The following is a 19,425-nucleotide window of genomic DNA, read 5'->3' on the forward strand; positions in this document are numbered from 1 at the left end:
CACACTAGACCGGTTGCTCGGAGGCGGAGCGCGAGGCCTGGAGGTCTCGAAGCATCGCCAGGAGGGCGACCAGCCTGCACCACCGCCGGGCACGTCGAAAGATGTGGCCCGGTTCGCCGCTCGCGGCGTTCTCCGGATTATGGGCGACACGCCCGACCTCGGGGGCCGTAGCGGTCACCATACGATTCACGAAGGAAAGCGAGCGCAACGACGCCATGGCGGGACAGAAGATCCGCATCCGGCTGAAGGCCTACGACCACGAGGTCATCGACAGCTCGGCGCGCAAGATTGTCGACACGGTCGTCCGCACCGGTGCCACCGTGGCCGGTCCGGTGCCGCTGCCGACCGAGAAGAACGTGTTCTGCGTCATCCGCTCGCCGCACAAGTACAAGGACAGCCGCGAGCACTTCGAGATGCGCACGCACAAGCGGTTGATCGACATCATCAACCCGACGCCGAAGACGGTGGACTCGCTGATGCGGCTGGACCTGCCCGCCGGCGTGGACATCGAGATCAAGCTCTGAGGAACGTCACGATGACTACGAAGACCATCAGCAAGCCGACCACCGTCGTGGTCAAGGGCCTGCTCGGCGAGAAGCTCGGCATGACGCAGGTGTGGGACGAGAACAACCGTCTCGTGCCCGTGACCGTCATCGCCGCCGGGCCGTGCGTCGTGACCCAGGTGCGCACCGACGGCGAGGACGGCTACACCGGCGTCCAGATCGCCTACGGCGCGATCGACCCGCGCAAGGTGACCAAGCCGCTGGCCGGGCACTTCGCCAAGGCCGGCGTGACGCCGCGCCGGCACCTCGTCGAGCTGCGCACCGCGGACGCGGGCGAGTACAGCCTCGGCCAGGAGCTCTCCGTGGACACCTTCGAGGCCGGCCAGAAGGTCGACGTCGTCGGCCGGACCAAGGGCAAGGGCACCGCGGGCGTCATGAAGCGTCACGGCTTCAAGGGCCTCGGCGCCGGGCACGGCGTCCAGCGCAAGCACCGCTCGCCGGGTTCCATCGGCGGGTGCGCCACCCCTGGCCGGGTCTTCAAGGGCCTGCGGATGGCGGGGCGCATGGGCTTCGAGCGCCAGTCCGTCCAGAACCTCACCCTCCACGCGGTGGACGCCGAGCGCGGCCTGCTGCTGGTCAAGGGTGCCGTCCCCGGGCCGCGCGGCAGCGTCGTCCTGGTCCGCACTCCGGCGAAGGGAGCCTGACGTGGCCGACAACCTGACCGTGACGGTCGTCGACCCGGCGGCCGCCACGAGCGCCAAGGCGAAGACCGTGCAGCTGCCCGCCGAGGTCTTCGACGTGCAGACGAACGTCCCGCTGATCCACCAGGTCGTGGTGGCCCAGCTGGCCGCGGCCCGCCAGGGCACGCACGACACGAAGACCCGCGGCGAGGTCCGCGGCGGCGGCAAGAAGCCGTACCGCCAGAAGGGCACCGGCCGCGCCCGCCAGGGTTCGACCCGGGCGCCGCAGTTCGCCGGCGGTGGCGTGGTGCACGGCCCGACGCCGCGGGACTACTCGCAGCGGACCCCGAAGAAGATGAAGGCCGCCGCCCTGCGCGGGGCCCTCTCGGACCGGGCCCGCCACGGCCGCATCCACGTGCTCACGTCATTCGTCGCGGGGGAGACCCCCTCGGCGAAGGCCGCGCTCTCGGTGATCACCGGGCTGTCGGAGCGGAAGAACCTGCTGATCGTCGTCGAGCGTGACGACGTGGTCTCGCAGCTGAGCCTGCGCAACCTGCCGCAGGTGCACCTGCTGGTCCCGGACCAGCTGAACACCTACGACGTGCTGTGCTCCGACGACGTCGTCTTCACCGAGTCGGCCCTGGAGACCTTCCTGGCCGGCCCGATCGCGACCAAGGCCAAGGCTCAGGAGGTCAGCGCGTGAGCACCATCGGCAACGCCCACCGCGACCCGCGCGACATCCTGCTCGCGCCGGTCGTCTCCGAGAAGAGCTACGGCCTTCTGGAGGAGAACAAGTACACGTTCATCGTCGCCCCGACCGCCAACAAGACGGAGATCAAGATCGCCGTCGAGCAGGTGTTCGGCGTGAAGGTCACGTCGGTCAACACGCTGAACCGCCCGGGCAAGACCCGGCGGACGAAGGCGGGCACCGGCAAGCGCAAGGACACCAAGCGCGCGATCGTCACGGTCGGCGAGGGCACCATCGACATCTTCGGCGGCCCGGTCGCCTGACGGCGCCGACGAGAGAGATCTAGGGACTGAGTAATGGGAATCCGCAAGTACAAGCCGACGACGCCGGGCCGACGCGGCTCCTCCGTCGCCGACTTCGTGGAGATCACCCGGTCGCAGCCGGAGAAGTCGCTGGTGCGCCCGCTGTCCAAGTCGGGCGGCCGGAACAACACCGGCCGGATCACCACCCGGCACATCGGTGGCGGTCACAAGCGTGCCTACCGCGTGATCGACTTCCGTCGCCACGACAAGGACGGCGTGCCGGCCAAGGTCGCGCACATCGAGTACGACCCGAACCGCACCGCGCGCATCGCGCTGCTGCACTACGCGGACGGCGAGAAGCGCTACATCATCGCGCCGAACAAGCTGAAGCAGGGCGACCTGATCGAGAACGGTCCGGGCGCCGACATCAAGCCGGGCAACAGCCTCGCGCTGCGCAACATCCCGGTCGGTACGGTCATCCACGCGATCGAGCTGAAGCCCGGCGGCGGCGCGAAGATCGCCCGCTCGGCCGGTGCGTCGGTCCAGCTGGTCGCCAAGGAGGGCCGGTTCGCCCAGCTGCGGATGCCCTCCGGCGAGATCCGCAACGTCGACGTGCGCTGCCGCGCGACGATCGGCGAGGTCGGCAACGCCGAGCAGTCGAACATCAACTGGGGCAAGGCCGGCCGGATGCGCTGGAAGGGCAAGCGCCCCACGGTCCGCGGTGTCGCGATGAACCCGATCGACCACCCGCACGGTGGCGGTGAGGGCAAGACCTCCGGTGGTCGCCACCCGGTCAGCCCGTGGGGTCAGCCCGAGGGTCGCACCCGTCGTCCGAACAAGCCGAGCGACAAGCTCATCGTCCGCCGGCGGCGCACCGGCAAGAAGCGCTGATAGGGAGCGGTTGACAACATGCCTCGCAGCTTGAAGAAGGGTCCCTTCATCGACGACCACCTGCAGAAGAAGGTGGACGTGCAGAACGAGAAGGGCACCAAGAACGTCATCAAGACCTGGTCGCGCCGCTCGATGATCATCCCCGACATGCTCGGGCACACCATCGCCGTGCACGACGGCCGCAAGCACGTCCCGGTGTTCGTCACCGAGTCGATGATCGGCCACAAGCTGGGCGAGTTCGCCCCCACCCGCACGTACCGCGGGCACGACAAGGACGACCGCAAGGGCCGCCGCCGCTGAGCCCCGGCTCGGCACAGGCAGCAGAATCCAGAAGGTAGGAAACAGCGATGGAAGCCAAGGCGCAGGCGCGTTTCGTACGTGTCACGCCCCAGAAGGCCCGCCGCGTCGTCGACCTGATCCGCGGTCGTCAGGCGGCTGAGGCCGTCGCCGTCCTCGAGTTCGCCCCGCAGTCGGCGAGCGAGCCGGTGCGCAAGGTCGTGCAGAGCGCGATCGCGAACGCCCGGGTGAAGGCGGACAAGGCGTCCGAGCCGTTCGACGAGCGGCTCCTCGTGGTCCAGGCCGCGTACGTGGACGAGGGCCCGACGCTGAAGCGGTTCCGGCCGCGCGCGCAGGGTCGTGCGTACCGCATCCGCAAGCGGACCAGCCACATCACCGTCGTCGTCGCGCCCCGTGAGACCCGGGGCGAGGCCGGCAGCACGAACAGGAGGGCCCGATAGTGGGGCAGAAGGTCAACCCGCACGGGTTCCGGCTGGGCATCACCACCGAGCACAAGAGCCGGTGGTTCGCCGACAGCACCAAGTCCGGCCAGCGGTACCGCGACTACGTGAAGGAAGACGTCGCGATCCGCAAGCTGATGAGCAAGGGCATGGAGCGGGCCGGCATCAGCCGGGTCGAGATCGAGCGCACCCGCGACCGGGTCCGCGTCGACATCCACACCGCCCGCCCGGGCATCGTCATCGGCCGCCGTGGCGCCGAGGCCGACCGCATCCGCGGCGAGCTGGAGAAGCTGACCGGCAAGCAGGTGCAGCTGAACATCCTCGAGGTGAAGAACCCCGAGGTGGACGCCCAGCTCGTCGCCCAGGGCATCGCCGAGCAGCTGGCCAGCCGGGTCTCGTTCCGGCGGGCCATGCGCAAGGGCATGCAGTCGTCGCTGCGCGCCGGGGCCAAGGGCATCCGGGTGCAGTGCTCGGGCCGTCTCGGCGGCGCCGAGATGAGCCGCAGCGAGTTCTACCGCGAGGGCCGGGTGCCGCTGCACACGCTGCGCGCGAACATCGACTACGGCCTGTACGAGGCCCGCACCACCTTCGGCCGGATCGGCGTGAAGGTGTGGATCTACAAGGGTGACGTGACCCAGCGCGAGCTGGCCGCGCAGCAGGCGCAGGCTCCGGCCTCCCGCCCGCGGCGCGAGGGTCCGGGTGGCGGCGGTCGTGACCGCGCGGCCCGCCCGCAGCGCGCCCGCCGTCCCGAGGGCGCCTCGGCGCCCGCCGCTGCCGAGGCCCCCGCGGCCGAGGCTCCGGCGACGACCGGATCGGAGGCCTGAGCCATGTTGATCCCGCGTCGGGTCAAGCACCGCAAGCAGCACCACCCGAGCCGCTCGGGCGCTGCGAAGGGTGGCACCCAGGTGACGTTCGGCGAGTGGGGCATCCAGGCCCTCGAGCCGGCCTACGTGACCAACCGGCAGATCGAGTCCGCGCGTATCGCCATCACCCGGCACATCCGGCGTGGCGGCAAGGTGTGGATCAACATCTACCCGGACCGTCCGCTGACCAAGAAGCCGGCCGAGACCCGCATGGGTTCCGGTAAGGGTTCGCCCGAGTGGTGGGTCGCGAACGTGAAGCCGGGCCGCGTGATGTTCGAACTGTCTTTCCCCACGGAGAAGGTGGCCAAGGAAGCGCTCACCCGCGCGATCCACAAGCTGCCGATGAAGTGCCGGATCGTCCGGCGCGAGGGCGGTGACCTCTGATGGCCGTCGGTAGCCCCGACCTGACCAGCTCCAACCTGCGCGGCTTCAACGACGAGCGTCTCGTCGAAGAGCTCCGCAAGGCCAAGGAGGAGCTGTTCAACCTTCGTTTCCAGTCGGCCACCGGCCAGCTGGAGAGCCACGGCCGGCTGAAGGCCGTGAAGAAGGACATCGCCCGCATCTACACGATCATGCGCGAGCGCGAGCTCGGCATCACCGAACGGCCGGAGGCCTGAGCATGAGTGAGCAGGAGCAGTCTGCTGCTGACGCGCGCGGGTACCGCAAGGCCCGCCGCGGCTACGTCGTCAGCGACAAGATGAACAAGACCGTCGTGGTCGAGGTGGAGGACCGGGTCAAGCACCCGCTGTACGGCAAGGTCATCCGCCGCACGACCAAGGTCAAGGTGCACGACGAGCTCGAGACCGCCGGCATCGGCGACCTCGTCGTCATCTCCGAGACCCGCCCGCTGTCCGCCACGAAGCGCTGGCGGCTGGTCGAGATTCTGGAGAAGGCCAAGTGATCCAGCAGGAGTCCAGGCTCCGGGTCGCCGACAACACCGGCGCCAAGGAGATCCTTTGCATCCGCGTCCTCGGTGGCTCCGGTCGCCGGTACGCCGGCATCGGTGACGTCATCGTGGCGACCGTCAAGGACGCGATCCCCGGTGGCAACGTCAAGAAGGGCGACGTCGTCAAGGCGGTCATCGTGCGCACCCGCAAGGAGCGCCGGCGTCCGGACGGCTCGTACATCAAGTTCGACGAGAACGCCGCCGTCATCCTGCGCACCGACGGCGACCCGCGCGGTACCCGCATCTTCGGGCCGGTCGGGCGCGAGCTGCGCGACAAGAAGTTCATGAAGATCATCTCGCTGGCGCCGGAGGTGCTGTAGCGATGGCTACCAAGCAGGCGAAGACCCGGATCAAGAAGGGCGACACCGTCCAGCTGATCTCGGGCCGGTCCCAGAAGAACGGTGGGGACCGCGGCAAGACCGGCAAGGTCATCTCCGTCGACACCGAGACCGGCCGTGCGCTGGTCGAGGGCATCAACCGGGTCACCAAGCACACCAAGGTGGGCCAGTCCAACCGGGGCAGCCGCACCGGCGGGATCATCACCACCGAGGCGTCGATCCACCTGAGCAACCTGATGCTGGTGGACCCGGAGACCAAGAAGCCCACCCGCGTGGGCATCCGCGTCGAGACCGCCGACCGTGACGGCCGCCAGAAGACGGTGCGCGTCCGGGTGGCGAAGCGCTCGGGTAAGGATCTGTGAGCGAAGTGACCACCACCGACACCCGTACCAAGCCGCGGCTCAAGACGCGCTACAACGACGAGATCGCCGCCGAGCTGCTCAAGCAGTTCAGCTACGAGAACGTCATGCAGACGCCGCGTCTGGTGAAGATCGTCGTCAACATGGGGGTGGGCGAGGCCGCCCGCGACTCCAAGCTGATCGACGGCGCCATCAAGGACCTGGCCGCGATCACCGGGCAGAAGCCGCAGGTGACCAAGGCCCGCAAGTCGATCGCGCAGTTCAAGCTGCGCGAGGGCATGCCGATCGGTGCGCACGTCACGCTGCGCGGCGACCGGATGTGGGAGTTCCTGGACCGGCTGCTGAGCATCGCGCTGCCGCGTATCCGTGACTTCCGGGGTCTCAACCCGGGCCAGTTCGACGGCCGGGGCAACTACACCTTCGGTCTGAACGAGCAGTCGATGTTCCACGAGATCGACCAGGACCGCATCGACCGCGTCCGCGGCATGGACATCACCGTGGTCACGACCGCCACCAACGACGACGAGGGCCGGGCTTTCCTCAAGCTCCTCGGCTTCCCGTTCAAGGAGAACTGAGATGGCTAAGACGGCTCTCATTCAGAAGGCCGCGCGCAAGCCGAAGTTCGCGGTGCGCGCCTACACCCGGTGCCAGAAGTGCGGTCGCCCGCACTCGGTGTACCGCAAGTTCGGCCTGTGCCGGATCTGCCTGCGCGACATGGCGCACCGGGGCGAGCTGCCCGGCGTGACCAAGAGCAGCTGGTGAGCCCGATGGCGCAGCTGACCGCTCCCGGCGTCGCCCGCCGGCGTCCGACCCGCACGATGCGCACCGAGCGAGTGGTCTCGCTGCGCCAGACCATGCCGCGTGGCTACGTCACGCTGCGCAAGGAGGTCCCCACCTTCCTCACCGAGGTCGAGGGGACCGTCGAGAAGACTGCTACGCCGAAGGTCGACAGCGCGGCCCGCGCTGACGAAACCGCGGTGAGGAAGGGCGGAGAAGCCCGATGACCATGACCGACCCGATCGCGGACATGCTGACCCGCGTGCGCAACGCCAACTCGGCGTACCACGAGCAGACCGCGATGCCCTACAGCAAGCTGAAGTCCCGGGTGGCCGAGATCCTCCAGGCGGAGGGTTACATCTCCGGCTGGGAGGTGGCGGACGCCGAGGTGGGCAAGACGCTGACCATCACTCTCAAGTACGGCCCCAACCGTGAGCGCTCGATCGCCGGCATCCGGCGGATCAGCAAGCCCGGTCTGCGGGTGTACGCGAAGTCGACCAACCTGCCCAAGGTGCTCGGCGGCCTCGGCGTGGCGATCCTGTCCACGTCCTCCGGCCTGCTGACCGACCGGCAGGCCTCGAAGCAGGGCGTGGGCGGGGAAGTCCTCGCCTACGTCTGGTAAGGGAGGTCCGCCATGTCTCGCATCGGCAAGCTGCCGATCACCGTTCCGGGTGGCGTCGACGTCACCGTGGACGGCTCCGAGGTCACCGTGAAGGGCCCGAAGGGCACCCTGCAGCACAGCGTCGCCGCGCCGATCACCGTCGGCCGTGGGGACGACGGTGTGCTCCTGGTGCAGCGTCCGGACGACGAGCGCACCTCGAAGGCGCTGCACGGCCTGACCCGCACGCTGATCGCCAACATGGTGATCGGCGTGACCGAGGGCTACGAGAAGAAGCTGGAGATCGTCGGCACCGGGTACCGCGTGCAGGCCAAGGGTTCGAACCTCGAGTTCGCCCTCGGCTACAGCCACCCGATCACCGTCGAGCCGCCGGCGGGCGTGACCTTCGCGGTCGAGGCGCCCACCCGGTTCTCCGTCTCCGGCATCGACAAGCAGCAGGTCGGCGAGGTCGCGGCCAACCTGCGGAAGCTGCGCAAGCCCGACCCGTACAAGGGCAAGGGCGTCCGCTACGCGGGCGAGCAGGTCAAGCGCAAGGTCGGAAAGGCTGGTAAGAAGTAATGGCCATCGGTCTCAAGCGCAGCGGTGGCGGTTCCGTGCGTAACGGCTCCGCCGCCCGTGCCCGCCGTCACCTGCGGGTCCGCAAGAAGCTGCGGGGCTCCACGGAGCGCCCGCGTCTGGTGGTCAACCGCTCCGCCCGGCACATCGTCGTCCAGGTCGTGGACGACACCGTGGGCAAGACCCTCGCGTCGGCCTCCACCCTGGAGAAGGACGTGCGGGCGCTCACCGGCGACAAGACCGCCAAGGCCAAGCGCGTGGGCGAGCTCGTCGCCGAGCGGGCGAAGGCCGCCGGGGTCCAGACCGTCGTGTTCGACCGGGGTGGCAACCGCTACCACGGCCGGGTCGCGGCCGTCGCCGACGCCGCCCGTGAGGCGGGGCTGACCCTGTGACGACTTCCATGAACGTAGAGATGAGGAACATCTGATGCCCGGTCCTCAGCGCCGCGGCCCCGGTGGCGGCAGTGGCGGCCCCGGCGCCGGCGGGAACGAGAACTCCGGTCGCCGCGGCGGCCGTGACGGTGGCCGTGACGGTGGCCGTGGCGGTCGCGACGGTGGCGACAAGAACCAGTTCGTCGAGCGCGTCGTCGCGATCAACCGCGTCGCCAAGGTGGTCAAGGGTGGCCGCCGGTTCAGCTTCACCGCCCTGGTGGTCGTGGGCGACGGCGACGGCACCGTCGGCGTCGGCTACGGCAAGGCCAAGGAGGTGCCCGCGGCGATCGCCAAGGGTGTCGAGGAGGCGAAGAAGCACTTCTTCACCGTTCCCCGCATCCAGGGCACGATCCCGCACCCGATCACGGGCGAGGAGGCCGCGGGCGTCGTCCTGCTGCGTCCGGCGTCCCCGGGTACCGGCGTCATCGCCGGCGGTCCGGTGCGCGCCGTCCTCGAGTGCGCCGGCATCCACGACGTCCTGTCGAAGTCGATGGGTTCCGACAACGCGATCAACGTCGTGCACGCGACGGTCTCCGCGCTGCGGGGCCTGGAGCGGCCGGAGTCCGTGGCCGCGCGGCGTGGGCTGTCGATCGACGAGGTGGCCCCGGCCGCTCTGCTGCGGGCCCGCGAGGCGGGTCTGAAGGCGGGGGCGAAGAGCTGATGGCCACCACGCTGAAGGTCACCCAGATCAAGTCCCAGATCGGCACCAAGCAGAACCACCGCGAGACCCTGCGCACGCTGGGCCTGAAGCGGATCGGTCACGTCGTGACCCGGCAGGACACCCCGGAGGTCCGGGGCATGGTCCGCACGGTCCGTCACCTCGTGACCGTCGAGGAGGTTGACGAGTGATGGCGAAGGACGAGACGACCGAGGTCGCCGGCCACGCCCTGAAGGTGCACCACCTGCGCCCGGCCCCGGGCTCCCGCACCGCCAAGACCCGCGTCGGTCGTGGTGAGGGCAGCAAGGGTAAGACGGCCGGTCGCGGCACCAAGGGCACCAAGGCCCGTTACCAGGTCAGCGCCGCCTTCGAGGGTGGGCAGATGCCGCTGCACATGCGGCTGCCGAAGCTGCGCGGGTTCAAGAACCCGTTCCGCACCGAGTACCAGGTCGTGAACCTGGACCGGCTCGGCCTGCTCTTCCCCGACGGTGGCACCGTGACGGTCGAGGACCTCGTCGCCAAGGGCGCGGTCCGTGACGGGCACCTGGTCAAGGTTCTGGGCACCGGGGAGATCTCCGTGGCGTTGAACCTGACGGCGAACGCCTTCTCGGCGAGCGCCAAGCAGAAGATCGAGGCAGCCGGGGGCAGCACCACGACGCTCTGAGACGACGGCCCGGCCGGCCCGCACCAGCGCTGCGGCGCGGGTGTCCGAACCGGCCGGGCTTCGTCTCGTCCGGTGTCGCACGGCGGTCCCTGGGGGCCGTGGAGGTGCGTCACCGGGGTGTTAGGGTCACCTCGACCGGGGCCCTGCGTCATCGCTGACCGTCAGTGACGACGTCCCGGCAGACACGACTTACCGCTCGGGGCAAGGGCGGTGCTGGAGGTAGGCGTGCTCACCGCGTTCGCCAGGGCGTTCCGCACCCCGGATCTTCGCAACAAGCTTCTGTTCACGCTGGCGATCATGGCGTTGTTCCGGCTGGGGTCGTTCATCCCCACGCCGGGCGTCGACTACACCGCCGTGCAGAAGTGCATCACCGCCGCGAACTCGAGCTCCAGCGCCGACCTGTACCAGCTGGTCAACCTCTTCAGCGGCGGTGCGCTGCTGCAGCTGTCGATCTTCGCGCTGGGGATCATGCCGTACATCACGGCCAGCATCATCATCCAGCTGCTCACCGTGGTCATCCCGCGGTTCGAGGCGCTGAAGCAGGAGGGGGCCACCGGCACCTCCAAGCTGACGCAGTACACCCGGTACCTGACCATCGGTCTGGCCGTCCTGCAGTCGACGACCTACGTGGCGATCGCCCGTAACCCCGGTGGCCTGTTCCAGAACTGCTCGAACGACCTGATCCCGAACGACGGCATCATGACCATCCTGCTGATGGTCATCACCATGACCGCCGGCACCGGCCTGATCATGTGGCTGGGCGAGGTCGTCACCGAGAAGGGGATCGGCAACGGCATGTCGCTGCTGATCTTCACCTCGATCGCCGCGCAGTTCCCCACCTCGATCTGGTCGATCAAGCAGAACGGCGACCGCGGCTGGCTGGTCATGCTCGCCGTGATCGGCATCGGCCTGATCATCATGGCGCTGGTCGTGTTCGTCGAGCAGAGCCAGCGGCGCATCCCCGTCCAGTACGCGAAGCGCATGGTGGGGCGCCGGATGTACGGCGGTTCGAGCACCTACATCCCGATCAAGGTCAACATGGCCGGTGTGATCCCGGTCATCTTCGCCTCGTCCCTGTTGTACCTCCCGGCCCTGATCGCCCAGTTCCGCAAGGACGACAAGGGCGCCTGGGTGACGTGGATCAACAACCACCTGGTCCGGGGCGACCACCCGATCTACATCGTCACGTACTTCCTGCTCATCGTGTTCTTCACCTACTTCTACGTCGCCATCACGTTCGTCCCGGACGAGGTGGCCGACAACATGAAGAAGTACGGCGGCTTCATCCCGGGCATCCGGGCCGGACGGCCGACCGCCGAGTACCTGGACTACGTGCTCACCCGGGTGACCCTTCCCGGAGCTCTGTACCTGGGCCTCGTTTCTCTGATCCCATTGATCGCTCTGGTGGCACTCGATGCCAACCAGAACTTCCCGTTCGGCGGCACGTCGATCCTGATCGTCGTCGGGGTGGGTCTGGAAACGGTGAAACAGATCGAGTCCCAGCTGCAGCAGCGGCACTACGAAGGGTTCTTGCGATGAGGCTTCTGATTCTGGGGCCCCCCGGTGCCGGCAAGGGCACCCAGGCGAAGCGGATCGCCGAGCGGTTCGGCATCCCCGCCATCTCGACGGGGGACATCTTCCGCAAGAACATCGCCGAGGGCACCCCCCTCGGGAAGCAGGTCGACGAGATCGTGAAGTCCGGCGGGTACGTGCCGGACAGCCTGACCAACGACCTCGTCCGCGACCGGCTGTCCTGGGCCGACTGCACCCCCGGGTTCCTGCTCGACGGCTACCCCCGCACCGGGGCGCAGGTCGAGGAGCTCGACGCGATGCTCAAGGAACTGGGCTGCGGGCTGGACGCCGTGCTGGAGCTGACCGTCGACGCGGAGGAGATCGTCGCCCGGCTGCTGAAGCGGGCCGAGATCGAGGGTCGGGCCGACGACACCGAAGAGGTCATCCGGCACCGGCAGAACGTGTACGCCGAGCAGACCGCCCCGCTGGTCGAGGTCTACTCCGAGCGCGGTCTGCTGATCGCGGTCGACGGCATGGGCGAGATGGACGACGTCACGGAGCGCGTGATCCAGGCGCTGGAGAAGCCCGCCGCCTGACCCTCTGAACGTCCAGGCGGGGCCCCGGCGGCTAGGGTGCCGGGTATGCGCGGTCGCGACCGGATCCAGTACAAGACGCTCGACCAGGTGCGCACCATGCGCGCCGCCGGCCTGGTGGTCGCCGACGCGCTGGACGCCGTCCGCGCGGCCCTGCGCCCGGGAGTCACCACGGGAGAGCTCGACGGGATCGCCCGGGACGTGATCGCGGCGGCCGGGGCGACGTCCAACTTCCTGAACTACGGCGAGCCGCCCTACCCGGCCGTGCTGTGCATCTCGGTGAACGACGAGGTCGTGCACGGCATCCCGGGCTCCCGGGTGCTGCGGGCCGGCGACGTGGTCTCGGTGGACGGCGGCGCGGTGGTCGACGGCTGGCACGGGGACTCGGCCTTCACCGCGGTGGTCGCGGGCACGGCCGACGAACCCGACCCGCGGACCGCGCAGCAGCAGGCTGCCGACGCCGACCTGGTCGAGGTCACCCGGCAGGCGCTGTGGCACGGGATCGCGGCGATCCGGGCCGGGGCCCGGCTGAACGCGATCGGGGCAGCCGTCGAGGACCACGTCGACGACCGGTACGGGCTGGTCGAGGGGTACGGCGGGCACGGCATCGGCACCGAGATGCACCAGGACCCGCACGTGCTGAACTACCGGACCCGGGACAAGGGGCCGAAGCTCCAGCCGGGCATCTGCCTGGCCGTCGAGCCGATGCTCACGGCCGGGGGAGCGGACACCCGGATCCTGCCCGACAAGTGGACCGTCGCCACGGTCGACGGGTCGCGGGCCGCGCACTGGGAGCACTCGGTGGCGCTGCTGGACGACGGGCTGTGGGTGCTGACGGCCCGGGACGGCGGGGCGGCCGAGCTGGGTGCGCTCGGCGCCCCGGTCTCGACCCGGCTCTCCTGAGGCGTGCCGCGCCTCTCCTCCTGGTGGGCACGGTGTGACACCGCAACCACCGGGTGAGCACTGTGTGACACCGTGCCCGCCCGGGACGGAAGGGTTTGCGCTCCCACCGCGTTGAGCCACGTGGGTGAGGGCCGCCGGCCCGGCGCCCGATTTCGTTTGCACGGGGCCCGTCCCGTAGACTCGTGCGTCGGCTTGTGTGCACTCGTGCTGCCTGTGTGCCGGCGCCGAGGAGCACGGTACGGAAACAGAGAAAAGCGGAGGACATGCCGAAGAAAGACGGCGTCATCGAGATCGAGGGTTCGGTCGTCGAAGCCCTGCCGAACGCGATGTTCCGCGTGGAGCTGGCCAACGGCCACAAGGTCCTCGCGCACATCTCGGGAAAGATGCGCCAGCACTACATCCGCATCCTCCCCGAGGACCGCGTGGTGGTCGAGCTGAGCCCCTACGACCTGTCCCGGGGCCGGATCGTCTACCGGTACAAGTAAGACCCATCGAGAACCACTGCGACTGGAAAAGACAACGACTGATGAAGGTCAAGCCGAGCGTCAAGCCGATCTGTGACAAGTGCAAGGTGATCCGTCGCCACGGCCGCGTCATGGTGATCTGCGAGAACGCGCGCCACAAGCAGCGCCAGGGCTGAGTCACTCACTCCTGCGCGCCGTCCAGGCAGCACCCCGGTCCCGCACGGGACCGGACACCCCCGGGCCGCACCCGGCCGGGGACCCGCCGATCGGCGGGAGCGGTGCTGCTCCACACCAGGTGCACAACCGGAAAGAGATCTGAATCCATGGCACGTCTGGTCGGAGTCGACCTGCCCCGTGAGAAGCGGCTCGAGGTCGCGCTCACCTACATCTTCGGCGTGGGCCGCACGCGCTCGCTGCAGACCATCGCCGCGACGAACCTGGACCCGAACACCCGGGTCAAGGACCTCACCGAGGCCGACCTGGTGGCGCTGCGCGACCACCTCGAGGCCAACTTCAAGCTCGAGGGTGACCTCCGCCGTGAGGTGGCCGCCGACATCCGTCGCAAGGTCGAGATCGGCTGCTACGAGGGGCTGCGCCACCGTCGCGGTCTGCCCGTGCGCGGCCAGCGCACCAAGACCAACGCGCGTACCCGCAAGGGTCCCAAGCGCACCGTGGCCGGCAAGAAGAAGGCCGGCAAGAAGTAGTAGCGCTCGCCCCGGCCCACCCGGCCGGGGCTGATGCGTCCGACGACCTCACAGCAGCAGGAGATTCGAATGCCCCCCCAGGCACGCAAGGCAGGCGCCCGCAAGCCGCGGCGCAAGGAGAAGAAGAACGTCGCTCACGGCCACGCGCACATCAAGAGCACGTTCAACAACACGATCGTCTCGATCACCGACCCCACCGGCGCGGTGATCAGCTGGGCCTCCGCCGGCCAGGTCGGCTTCAAGGGCTCGCGCAAGTCGACCCCCTTCGCCGCCCAGATGGCCGCCGAGGCCGCCGCCCGCCGCGCGCAGGAGCACGGCATGCGCAAGGTCGACGTGTTCGTGAAGGGCCCGGGTTCGGGCCGCGAGACCGCGATCCGTTCGCTGCAGGCCACCGGCCTCGAGGTCGGCGCCATCCAGGACGTCACGCCGACGCCCCACAACGGCTGCCGCCCGCCCAAGCGTCGCCGCGTCTAGTGCGGTGATCATGCACAGACGTGCATGATCACTTGCACGGGCACGACCAGTCCGCGGTGCGCATGCACGTCTGTGCATGATCACCGCGGAACGAGAACAGCAGGAGCCGGCCCGGGGACCGAGACCCGGGACGGCGCAACAAACAGGCGTCATATAGCGGTCGCCTGAGGAGAGGAAATTCCGTGCTCATCGCCCAGCGCCCCGTCCTCACCGAGGAGGCAGTCTCCGAGCACCGGTCGCGGTTCGTCATCGAGCCGCTCGAGCCGGGCTTCGGGTACACCCTCGGCAACTCGCTGCGTCGCACCCTGCTGTCGTCCATCCCGGGCGCGGCCGTGACCAGCATCCGCATCGACGGCGTCCTCCACGAGTTCACCACCATCCCGGGGGTGAAGGAGGACGTCACCGAGCTGATTCTCAACATCAAGCAGCTCGTCGTCTCCAGCGAGCACGACGAGCCCATCGTGATGTACCTGCGCAAGCAGGGCCCCGGCGTCGTCACCGCCGCCGACATCGCGCCCCCGGCCGGGGTCGAGGTGCACAACCCCGACCTGCACATCGCCACCCTGAACGCCAAGGGCAAGCTCGAGCTGGAGCTGACCGTCGAGCGGGGCCGCGGCTACGTCTCGGCGAACCAGAACAAGTTCGCGGAGCAGGAGATCGGCCGGATCCCGGTCGACTCGATCTACTCGCCCGTGCTGAAGGTGACGTACAAGGTCGAGGCGACCCGCGTCGAGCAGCGCACCGACTTCGACCGGCTGATCGTGGACGTGGAGACCAAGCCCTCCACCCAGCCGCGCGACGCCATGGCCAGCGCCGGCAAGACCCTGGTCGAGCTGTTCGGTCTCGCCCGCGAGCTGAACCTCGAGGCCGAGGGCATCGACATGGGCCCGTCCCCGTCGGACGCCGCGCTGGCGGCCGACCTGGCCCTGCCGATCGAGGAGCTCGACCTCACGGTCCGCTCGTACAACTGCCTCAAGCGCGAGGGCATCCACACCGTCGGCGAGCTGGTCGGCCGGTCCGAGGCCGACCTGCTCGACATCCGCAACTTCGGCGCCAAGTCCATCGACGAGGTCAAGGCGAAGCTGCACGGCATGGGCCTGGCCCTCAAGGACAGCCCGCCCGGGTTCGACCCGAGCCTCGTCGTCGACAGCTTCCCGGCCGACGACGACATGTCCTACGCCGAGGACGAGCAGTTCTGACCACCCCCTGAGCCGGTGCCCGGCCGCTTTCGCAGCGGCCGGGCACCGAGCCAGTACTCCGAGGAGAACAAGTCATGCCCACCCCCACCAAGGGTCCGCGGCTGGGCGGTGGCCCGGCGCACGAGCGGCTCCTGCTGGCCAACCTGGCCACCCAGCTGTTCGCGCACCGCAGCATCACCACGACCGAGGCCAAGGCGAAGCGGGTCCGCCCGCTGGCCGAGCGCCTGATCACCTTCGCCAAGCGGGGCGACCTCGCCTCCCGGCGTCGCGTCCTGACCGTGGTCAAGGACAAGGGCGTCGTGCACGAGCTCTTCACCGAGATCGCGCCGACGATGGCCGAGCGGCAGGGCGGCTACACCCGGATCACCAAGATCGGTAACCGCAAGGGTGACAACGCCCCGCTGGCCGTCATCGAGCTCGTCCTCGAGCCGCTGACCGCCAAGCAGGAGACCGTCCGCGAGGCCGAGGCCGCCACCAAGTCGGCCGCCAAGAAGGCTCCCGCGAAGAAGGCCGCCGCGAAGAAGGCGGCCGAGGCTCCGGCCGAGGCGCCCGAGGAGACCCCGGCCGAGGCCGAGACCGCCGACGCGGTCGAGTCGTCCCAGACCGCCGAGGTCGCCGCTGAGGCCCCCGAGGCCCCTGCGGAGGAGACGGCCGAGGAGAAGCCGGCCAAGAAGGCCGCCGCGAAGAAGGCTCCGGCCAAGAAGGCCGCCGCGAAGAAGGCCGCCGAGAAGCCGGCCGAGTAACAACCCCGCACCACAGGCACGTCATGACCGCTGCCGTCGTGACCCGGGTCCGTTTGGACCTGGGCTACGACGGCAGCGGCTTTTCCGGCTGGGCCGCGCAGCCCGGCCGCCGCACCGTCGAGCAGACCCTGGCCGAGGCGCTCGCGCAGGTGCTGCGCCTCGAGGCGCCCCCCAAGCTGGTCGTCGCCGGCCGCACCGACGCCGGGGTGCACGCCACCGGCCAGGTGGCCCACGTCGACCTCCCGGCCGAGGCGCTGGCCCGGGCCCCGGGTCGCTCCGACCGGGAACCGGCGGCCGCGCTGCTCACCCGGCTGTCCGGCGTCCTGCCCCCCGACCTGCGCGTGCACGGCGTCGAACCGGCCGCGCCCGGGTTCGACGCCCGGTTCTCGGCGCTGCGCCGGCACTACGCCTACCGGCTCACCGACGAGCCGTCGGGGGTCGCGCCGCTGCGCCGCCACGACGTCGTCGGGCACCGCCGCCCGCTGGACGTCGAGGCCATGGACGACGCGAGCGCGCGGCTGGTGGGCCTGCGCGACTTCGCCGCGTTCTGCAAGCTGCGGGACGGCGCCACCACCGTCCGCACGCTGCTCACCTACTCGTGGGCGCGCGACGCCGGGCTGATCGTCGGCACCGTCGTCGCCGACGCGTTCTGCCATTCGATGGTGCGGGCGCTGGTCGGCGCGGTGCTGCCGGTGGGGGAGGGACGGCGTCCGGCCGGGTGGCCGCTCGAGGTGCTCACCGCCGGGGTGCGCGACCCGCACGTCACGGTCGCCCCGCCGCACGGGCTGGTCCTCGAGCGGGTCGACTACCCGGACGACGACGGCCTCGCCGCCCGGGCCGCGCAGGCCCGGGCCGTGCGCACGCTGGACTGACCCGCCCGTTCACCCGCTGGAAAGGTGCATAACGGGCGACTCTCGCCTTCCGGTGGCACCCTGATCGCCATGACGACGAGGGGACGGCTCACCGCGGGCCTGACGGGGACGCTGATCGCATCGCTGCTCGGGGCCGGGGCCGTCGCGGCCCCGGCGCAGGCCGCCGCCTGCACCGGCACCACCACGCCGATCGGCGCCGTCCAGGGCAGCGGCCCGGACGCGGCGATCACCGGCCCGGTCACCGTGCGCGGCGTCGTGGTCGGCGACTACGAGGGGTCGAGCCCCGCCCTGCGCGGCTTCTACCTGCAGGACCCGGTCGGGGACGGCGACCGCGCGACCTCCGACGGGATCTTCGTCTTCGAGGGCAGCGGGGCGGCCGTCCAGAACGGCGACTCGGTCGAGGTGACCGGCTCCGCGGGGGAGTTCCAGGGGCAGACCCAGATCACCTCGACGACCGTCACGGTGTGCGGGCCGGGGGCCGCCGTGAAGCCGGTCGACGTGCGGCTGCCGGTCGCCTCCGGCACGGCCCTCGAGCGGTACGAGGGCATGCTCGTCCGCCTCCCGCAGACCCTGTCGGTCACCGAGCACTTCCAGCTCGGCCGGTTCGGGCAGGTGCTGGTCTCGGCAGGCGGCCGGCTCCGCCAGCCCACCTCGCTGCTGCGGCCCGGCCCGGTGGCGGCCGCCCTGCAGGACCTGAACGACCGCAACCAGTTGCTGATCGACGACGCGACCAACGCGCAGAACCCGGACCCGATCGTCTTCGGCCGGCTCGGGCAGCCGTTGAGTGCGGGGAACACCCTGCGCGGGGGCGACACGGTGACCGGAGCGGTCGGCGTCCTGACCTACACCTGGGCCGGAAACGCGGCGTCCGGCAACGCCTACCGGCTCCGCCCGGTCGGTGCGCTCGGCGGGAAGGCGACCTTCGCCGCGGCGAACCCGCGCCCGACCGGCGTCCCCGACGTCGGGGGAACGGTGAAGGTGGCCAGCGCCAACCTGCTCAACTACTTCGTCCGGTCGACCGGCTGCACCCTCGGGGTCGCGGGCCCCGCGACCGGCTGCCGGGGCGCGAACAACGCGGCCGAGCTGGAGCGGCAGGCGGCCAAGGAGGTCGCCGCGCTGACGTCGCTGCAGGCCGACGTGGTCGGCGTGATGGAGATGGCCAACGACGGTTACGGGCCGGGCAGTTCGATCGCCGACCTCACCGCCCGGCTCAACGCCGCGGGCGCCGGGACGTGGTCGTACGTCGACCCGGACGCCGCGCTCGGGGTCACCGACGTCGTCTCGGACGACGCCATCAAGGTCGCGCTGCTGTACCGGGCCGACCGGGTCACGCCGGTCGCCGGGACGACGCTCGTGGACACCGGTTTCGACGGCTACGACCGCCGCCCGCTGGCCCAGACCTTCACCCGCACGTCGGGGCCGGGCCGGTTCAGCGTGGTCGTCAACCACCTCAAGTCGAAGGGGTGCGACGCGGCGACCGGCGACGACGCCGACCGCGGCGACGGCCAGGGTTGCTGGAACGCCCGCCGGGTCGCGCAGGCCCAGGCCCTGACCGCCTTCGTCCGGCAGGGGGTCGTGCCGACCGCGAAGGATCCCGACGTCCTGGTGATCGGCGACCTGAACAGCTACGCCGAGGAGGACCCGGTGGTCACGCTGGAGGGCGCCGGTTTCCGCAACCTCGTGCAGCGGGAGAACCCGCTGGCCTACTCCTACGCCTTCGACGGCCAGTGGGGGTACCTCGACCATGCGCTGGCCTCGCCGTCGCTGGCCGGACAGGTGACCGGCGCGGCCGACGTGCACATCAACGCCGACGAGCCCGCCGTGCTCGACTACAACACGGAGTTCAAGAGCGCCGGGCAGGTCGCCTCGCTGTACGCGCCCGACCGGTTCCGGACCTCCGACCACGACCCGGTCCTGATCGGCCTGCGCCTGCGCTGAGCCGCCCGGCAA

General features: G+C 70.1%; 33 protein-coding genes. All 33 read left to right on the plus strand.

Translation table 11 applies throughout. From position 1 onward, the window contains the following. Positions 1–215 precede the first annotated feature (215 nt). The 33 genes from rpsJ to ACIB24_RS13785 all read left to right on the plus strand — a co-directional run bounded on the left by rpsJ (position 216) and on the right by ACIB24_RS13785 (position 19,413). On the plus strand, positions 216–524 hold the full coding sequence (rpsJ, locus tag ACIB24_RS13625) for a 30S ribosomal protein S10 (protein WP_052530780.1): 309 nt from the start codon (positions 216–218) through the stop codon (positions 522–524). Positions 525–535: 11 nt separating this feature from the next. Next, positions 536–1,207 (plus strand): 50S ribosomal protein L3, encoded by a 672-nt coding sequence (rplC, locus tag ACIB24_RS13630; protein ID WP_398281060.1) that lies wholly within the window; start codon positions 536–538, stop codon positions 1,205–1,207. Between the two features lies 1 nt (position 1,208). After that, positions 1,209–1,886 carry a 50S ribosomal protein L4 gene (rplD, locus tag ACIB24_RS13635; RefSeq protein ID WP_398281062.1) on the plus strand — a complete coding sequence of 226 codons (678 nt, stop codon included), beginning with the start codon at positions 1,209–1,211 and terminating at the stop codon, positions 1,884–1,886. Between the two features lie 5 nt (positions 1,887–1,891). Further along, positions 1,892–2,194, plus strand: a complete 303-nt coding sequence (gene rplW, locus ACIB24_RS13640) for a 50S ribosomal protein L23 (RefSeq protein ID WP_398281891.1) — start codon at positions 1,892–1,894, stop codon at positions 2,192–2,194. Positions 2,195–2,227: 33 nt separating this feature from the next. Next, complete coding sequence (rplB, locus tag ACIB24_RS13645) at positions 2,228–3,064, plus strand: 50S ribosomal protein L2 (protein ID WP_398281065.1); 837 nt, start codon at positions 2,228–2,230, stop codon at positions 3,062–3,064. A gap of 18 nt (positions 3,065–3,082) precedes the next feature. After that, complete coding sequence (rpsS, locus tag ACIB24_RS13650) at positions 3,083–3,364, plus strand: 30S ribosomal protein S19 (RefSeq protein ID WP_398281068.1); 282 nt, start codon at positions 3,083–3,085, stop codon at positions 3,362–3,364. 47 nt (positions 3,365–3,411) lie between these two features. Further along, complete coding sequence (rplV, locus tag ACIB24_RS13655; RefSeq protein ID WP_398281070.1) at positions 3,412–3,801, plus strand: 50S ribosomal protein L22; 390 nt, start codon at positions 3,412–3,414, stop codon at positions 3,799–3,801. Continuing rightward, complete coding sequence (gene rpsC / locus ACIB24_RS13660) at positions 3,801–4,625, plus strand: 30S ribosomal protein S3 (protein WP_398281073.1); 825 nt, start codon at positions 3,801–3,803, stop codon at positions 4,623–4,625. The genes rplV and rpsC overlap by 1 nt, the downstream gene beginning before the upstream one ends. A gap of 3 nt (positions 4,626–4,628) precedes the next feature. Continuing rightward, complete coding sequence (gene rplP, locus ACIB24_RS13665) at positions 4,629–5,048, plus strand: 50S ribosomal protein L16 (RefSeq protein WP_398281076.1); 420 nt, start codon at positions 4,629–4,631, stop codon at positions 5,046–5,048. Next, complete coding sequence (rpmC, locus tag ACIB24_RS13670; protein WP_398281079.1) at positions 5,048–5,281, plus strand: 50S ribosomal protein L29; 234 nt, start codon at positions 5,048–5,050, stop codon at positions 5,279–5,281. The genes rplP and rpmC overlap by 1 nt, the downstream gene beginning before the upstream one ends. Before the next feature lie 2 nt (positions 5,282–5,283). After that, positions 5,284–5,565 carry a 30S ribosomal protein S17 gene (gene rpsQ, locus ACIB24_RS13675; RefSeq protein ID WP_398281082.1) on the plus strand — a complete coding sequence of 94 codons (282 nt, stop codon included), beginning with the start codon at positions 5,284–5,286 and terminating at the stop codon, positions 5,563–5,565. Continuing rightward, complete coding sequence (gene rplN / locus ACIB24_RS13680) at positions 5,562–5,930, plus strand: 50S ribosomal protein L14 (RefSeq protein WP_398281085.1); 369 nt, start codon at positions 5,562–5,564, stop codon at positions 5,928–5,930. Before rpsQ ends, rplN begins: the two co-directional genes overlap by 4 nt. 2 nt (positions 5,931–5,932) lie before the next feature. Next, a complete protein-coding gene (rplX, locus tag ACIB24_RS13685; protein ID WP_398281088.1) occupies positions 5,933–6,310 on the plus strand; it encodes a 50S ribosomal protein L24 in 378 nt (125 codons plus the stop codon). Positions 6,311–6,315: 5 nt separating this feature from the next. Further along, complete coding sequence (gene rplE / locus ACIB24_RS13690; protein ID WP_398281091.1) at positions 6,316–6,882, plus strand: 50S ribosomal protein L5; 567 nt, start codon at positions 6,316–6,318, stop codon at positions 6,880–6,882. 1 nt (position 6,883) lies between these two features. Next, positions 6,884–7,069: a type Z 30S ribosomal protein S14 gene (locus ACIB24_RS13695; RefSeq protein WP_398281094.1), complete on the plus strand. Its 186-nt coding sequence runs from the start codon at positions 6,884–6,886 to the stop codon at positions 7,067–7,069. A 5-nt stretch (positions 7,070–7,074) separates the two neighbouring features. Further along, on the plus strand, positions 7,075–7,311 hold the full coding sequence (locus tag ACIB24_RS13700) for a hypothetical protein (RefSeq protein ID WP_398281097.1): 237 nt from the start codon (positions 7,075–7,077) through the stop codon (positions 7,309–7,311). Continuing rightward, a complete protein-coding gene (gene rpsH, locus ACIB24_RS13705) occupies positions 7,308–7,706 on the plus strand; it encodes a 30S ribosomal protein S8 (RefSeq protein WP_398281100.1) in 399 nt (132 codons plus the stop codon). Before ACIB24_RS13700 ends, rpsH begins: the two co-directional genes overlap by 4 nt. A 12-nt stretch (positions 7,707–7,718) precedes the next feature. Beyond that, positions 7,719–8,261 (plus strand): 50S ribosomal protein L6, encoded by a 543-nt coding sequence (gene rplF / locus ACIB24_RS13710; RefSeq protein ID WP_398281103.1) that lies wholly within the window; start codon positions 7,719–7,721, stop codon positions 8,259–8,261. After that, positions 8,261–8,650 carry a 50S ribosomal protein L18 gene (gene rplR, locus ACIB24_RS13715; RefSeq protein ID WP_398281106.1) on the plus strand — a complete coding sequence of 130 codons (390 nt, stop codon included), beginning with the start codon at positions 8,261–8,263 and terminating at the stop codon, positions 8,648–8,650. The genes rplF and rplR overlap by 1 nt, the downstream gene beginning before the upstream one ends. Before the next feature lie 34 nt (positions 8,651–8,684). Then, on the plus strand, positions 8,685–9,350 hold the full coding sequence (rpsE, locus tag ACIB24_RS13720) for a 30S ribosomal protein S5 (protein WP_398281109.1): 666 nt from the start codon (positions 8,685–8,687) through the stop codon (positions 9,348–9,350). Then, positions 9,350–9,538 carry a 50S ribosomal protein L30 gene (gene rpmD / locus ACIB24_RS13725; RefSeq protein WP_398281112.1) on the plus strand — a complete coding sequence of 63 codons (189 nt, stop codon included), beginning with the start codon at positions 9,350–9,352 and terminating at the stop codon, positions 9,536–9,538. The genes rpsE and rpmD overlap by 1 nt, the downstream gene beginning before the upstream one ends. Next, on the plus strand, positions 9,538–10,011 hold the full coding sequence (rplO, locus tag ACIB24_RS13730) for a 50S ribosomal protein L15 (protein ID WP_398281115.1): 474 nt from the start codon (positions 9,538–9,540) through the stop codon (positions 10,009–10,011). The genes rpmD and rplO overlap by 1 nt, the downstream gene beginning before the upstream one ends. A 225-nt stretch (positions 10,012–10,236) precedes the next feature. Next, positions 10,237–11,550 carry a preprotein translocase subunit SecY gene (secY, locus tag ACIB24_RS13735; protein WP_398281118.1) on the plus strand — a complete coding sequence of 438 codons (1,314 nt, stop codon included), beginning with the start codon at positions 10,237–10,239 and terminating at the stop codon, positions 11,548–11,550. Further along, complete coding sequence (locus tag ACIB24_RS13740) at positions 11,547–12,119, plus strand: adenylate kinase (RefSeq protein WP_398281121.1); 573 nt, start codon at positions 11,547–11,549, stop codon at positions 12,117–12,119. The genes secY and ACIB24_RS13740 overlap by 4 nt, the downstream gene beginning before the upstream one ends. A gap of 45 nt (positions 12,120–12,164) precedes the next feature. Next, entirely contained in the window at positions 12,165–13,019 is an 855-nt protein-coding gene (map, locus tag ACIB24_RS13745; protein ID WP_398281123.1) for a type I methionyl aminopeptidase, read from the plus strand. Positions 13,020–13,282: 263 nt separating this feature from the next. Beyond that, positions 13,283–13,504 (plus strand): translation initiation factor IF-1, encoded by a 222-nt coding sequence (gene infA / locus ACIB24_RS13750; protein WP_398281126.1) that lies wholly within the window; start codon positions 13,283–13,285, stop codon positions 13,502–13,504. A 41-nt stretch (positions 13,505–13,545) separates the two neighbouring features. After that, complete coding sequence (gene rpmJ / locus ACIB24_RS13755; RefSeq protein ID WP_398281129.1) at positions 13,546–13,659, plus strand: 50S ribosomal protein L36; 114 nt, start codon at positions 13,546–13,548, stop codon at positions 13,657–13,659. Between the two features lie 147 nt (positions 13,660–13,806). Beyond that, a complete protein-coding gene (rpsM, locus tag ACIB24_RS13760) occupies positions 13,807–14,187 on the plus strand; it encodes a 30S ribosomal protein S13 (protein ID WP_398281132.1) in 381 nt (126 codons plus the stop codon). A 69-nt stretch (positions 14,188–14,256) separates the two neighbouring features. Continuing rightward, a complete protein-coding gene (gene rpsK, locus ACIB24_RS13765) occupies positions 14,257–14,661 on the plus strand; it encodes a 30S ribosomal protein S11 (RefSeq protein WP_398281135.1) in 405 nt (134 codons plus the stop codon). 182 nt (positions 14,662–14,843) lie between these two features. Beyond that, complete coding sequence (locus ACIB24_RS13770) at positions 14,844–15,860, plus strand: DNA-directed RNA polymerase subunit alpha (protein ID WP_398281138.1); 1,017 nt, start codon at positions 14,844–14,846, stop codon at positions 15,858–15,860. Between the two features lie 74 nt (positions 15,861–15,934). Further along, positions 15,935–16,603, plus strand: a complete 669-nt coding sequence (gene rplQ, locus ACIB24_RS13775; protein WP_398281141.1) for a 50S ribosomal protein L17 — start codon at positions 15,935–15,937, stop codon at positions 16,601–16,603. A gap of 23 nt (positions 16,604–16,626) precedes the next feature. Further along, entirely contained in the window at positions 16,627–17,475 is an 849-nt protein-coding gene (truA, locus tag ACIB24_RS13780) for a tRNA pseudouridine(38-40) synthase TruA (protein WP_398281144.1), read from the plus strand. 69 nt (positions 17,476–17,544) lie between these two features. Continuing rightward, a complete protein-coding gene (locus ACIB24_RS13785) occupies positions 17,545–19,413 on the plus strand; it encodes an ExeM/NucH family extracellular endonuclease (protein WP_398281147.1) in 1,869 nt (622 codons plus the stop codon). The last annotated feature ends 12 nt before the right edge of the window (positions 19,414–19,425 follow it).

It is taken from the genome of Spongisporangium articulatum, assembly GCF_044465595.1.
Classification (GTDB): Bacteria; Actinomycetota; Actinomycetes; order Actinomycetales; family Kineosporiaceae; genus Spongisporangium; species Spongisporangium articulatum.

Bases quoted from the DNA above. Each gene is read 5' to 3' on its own strand.
- rpsJ (WP_052530780.1), top strand. From the start codon at position 216: ATGGCGGGACAGAAGATCCGCATCCGGCTGAAGGCCTACGACCACGAG.
- rplC (WP_398281060.1), top strand. From the start codon at position 536: ATGACTACGAAGACCATCAGCAAGCCGACCACCGTCGTGGTCAAGGGC.
- rplB (WP_398281065.1), top strand. From the start codon at position 2,228: ATGGGAATCCGCAAGTACAAGCCGACGACGCCGGGCCGACGCGGCTCC.
- rpsS (WP_398281068.1), top strand. From the start codon at position 3,083: ATGCCTCGCAGCTTGAAGAAGGGTCCCTTCATCGACGACCACCTGCAG.
- rplV (WP_398281070.1), top strand. From the start codon at position 3,412: ATGGAAGCCAAGGCGCAGGCGCGTTTCGTACGTGTCACGCCCCAGAAG.
- rplP (WP_398281076.1), top strand. From the start codon at position 4,629: ATGTTGATCCCGCGTCGGGTCAAGCACCGCAAGCAGCACCACCCGAGC.
- rpmC (WP_398281079.1), top strand. From the start codon at position 5,048: ATGGCCGTCGGTAGCCCCGACCTGACCAGCTCCAACCTGCGCGGCTTC.
- rpsQ (WP_398281082.1), top strand. From the start codon at position 5,284: ATGAGTGAGCAGGAGCAGTCTGCTGCTGACGCGCGCGGGTACCGCAAG.
- rplX (WP_398281088.1), top strand. From the start codon at position 5,933: ATGGCTACCAAGCAGGCGAAGACCCGGATCAAGAAGGGCGACACCGTC.
- ACIB24_RS13695 (WP_398281094.1), top strand. From the start codon at position 6,884: ATGGCTAAGACGGCTCTCATTCAGAAGGCCGCGCGCAAGCCGAAGTTC.
- ACIB24_RS13700 (WP_398281097.1), top strand. From the start codon at position 7,075: ATGGCGCAGCTGACCGCTCCCGGCGTCGCCCGCCGGCGTCCGACCCGC.
- rpsH (WP_398281100.1), top strand. From the start codon at position 7,308: ATGACCATGACCGACCCGATCGCGGACATGCTGACCCGCGTGCGCAAC.
- rplF (WP_398281103.1), top strand. From the start codon at position 7,719: ATGTCTCGCATCGGCAAGCTGCCGATCACCGTTCCGGGTGGCGTCGAC.
- rplR (WP_398281106.1), top strand. From the start codon at position 8,261: ATGGCCATCGGTCTCAAGCGCAGCGGTGGCGGTTCCGTGCGTAACGGC.
- rpsE (WP_398281109.1), top strand. From the start codon at position 8,685: ATGCCCGGTCCTCAGCGCCGCGGCCCCGGTGGCGGCAGTGGCGGCCCC.
- rpmD (WP_398281112.1), top strand. From the start codon at position 9,350: ATGGCCACCACGCTGAAGGTCACCCAGATCAAGTCCCAGATCGGCACC.
- rplO (WP_398281115.1), top strand. From the start codon at position 9,538: ATGGCGAAGGACGAGACGACCGAGGTCGCCGGCCACGCCCTGAAGGTG.
- ACIB24_RS13740 (WP_398281121.1), top strand. From the start codon at position 11,547: ATGAGGCTTCTGATTCTGGGGCCCCCCGGTGCCGGCAAGGGCACCCAG.
- map (WP_398281123.1), top strand. From the start codon at position 12,165: ATGCGCGGTCGCGACCGGATCCAGTACAAGACGCTCGACCAGGTGCGC.
- infA (WP_398281126.1), top strand. From the start codon at position 13,283: ATGCCGAAGAAAGACGGCGTCATCGAGATCGAGGGTTCGGTCGTCGAA.
- rpmJ (WP_398281129.1), top strand. From the start codon at position 13,546: ATGAAGGTCAAGCCGAGCGTCAAGCCGATCTGTGACAAGTGCAAGGTG.
- rpsM (WP_398281132.1), top strand. From the start codon at position 13,807: ATGGCACGTCTGGTCGGAGTCGACCTGCCCCGTGAGAAGCGGCTCGAG.
- rpsK (WP_398281135.1), top strand. From the start codon at position 14,257: ATGCCCCCCCAGGCACGCAAGGCAGGCGCCCGCAAGCCGCGGCGCAAG.
- rplQ (WP_398281141.1), top strand. From the start codon at position 15,935: ATGCCCACCCCCACCAAGGGTCCGCGGCTGGGCGGTGGCCCGGCGCAC.
- truA (WP_398281144.1), top strand. From the start codon at position 16,627: ATGACCGCTGCCGTCGTGACCCGGGTCCGTTTGGACCTGGGCTACGAC.
- ACIB24_RS13785 (WP_398281147.1), top strand. From the start codon at position 17,545: ATGACGACGAGGGGACGGCTCACCGCGGGCCTGACGGGGACGCTGATC.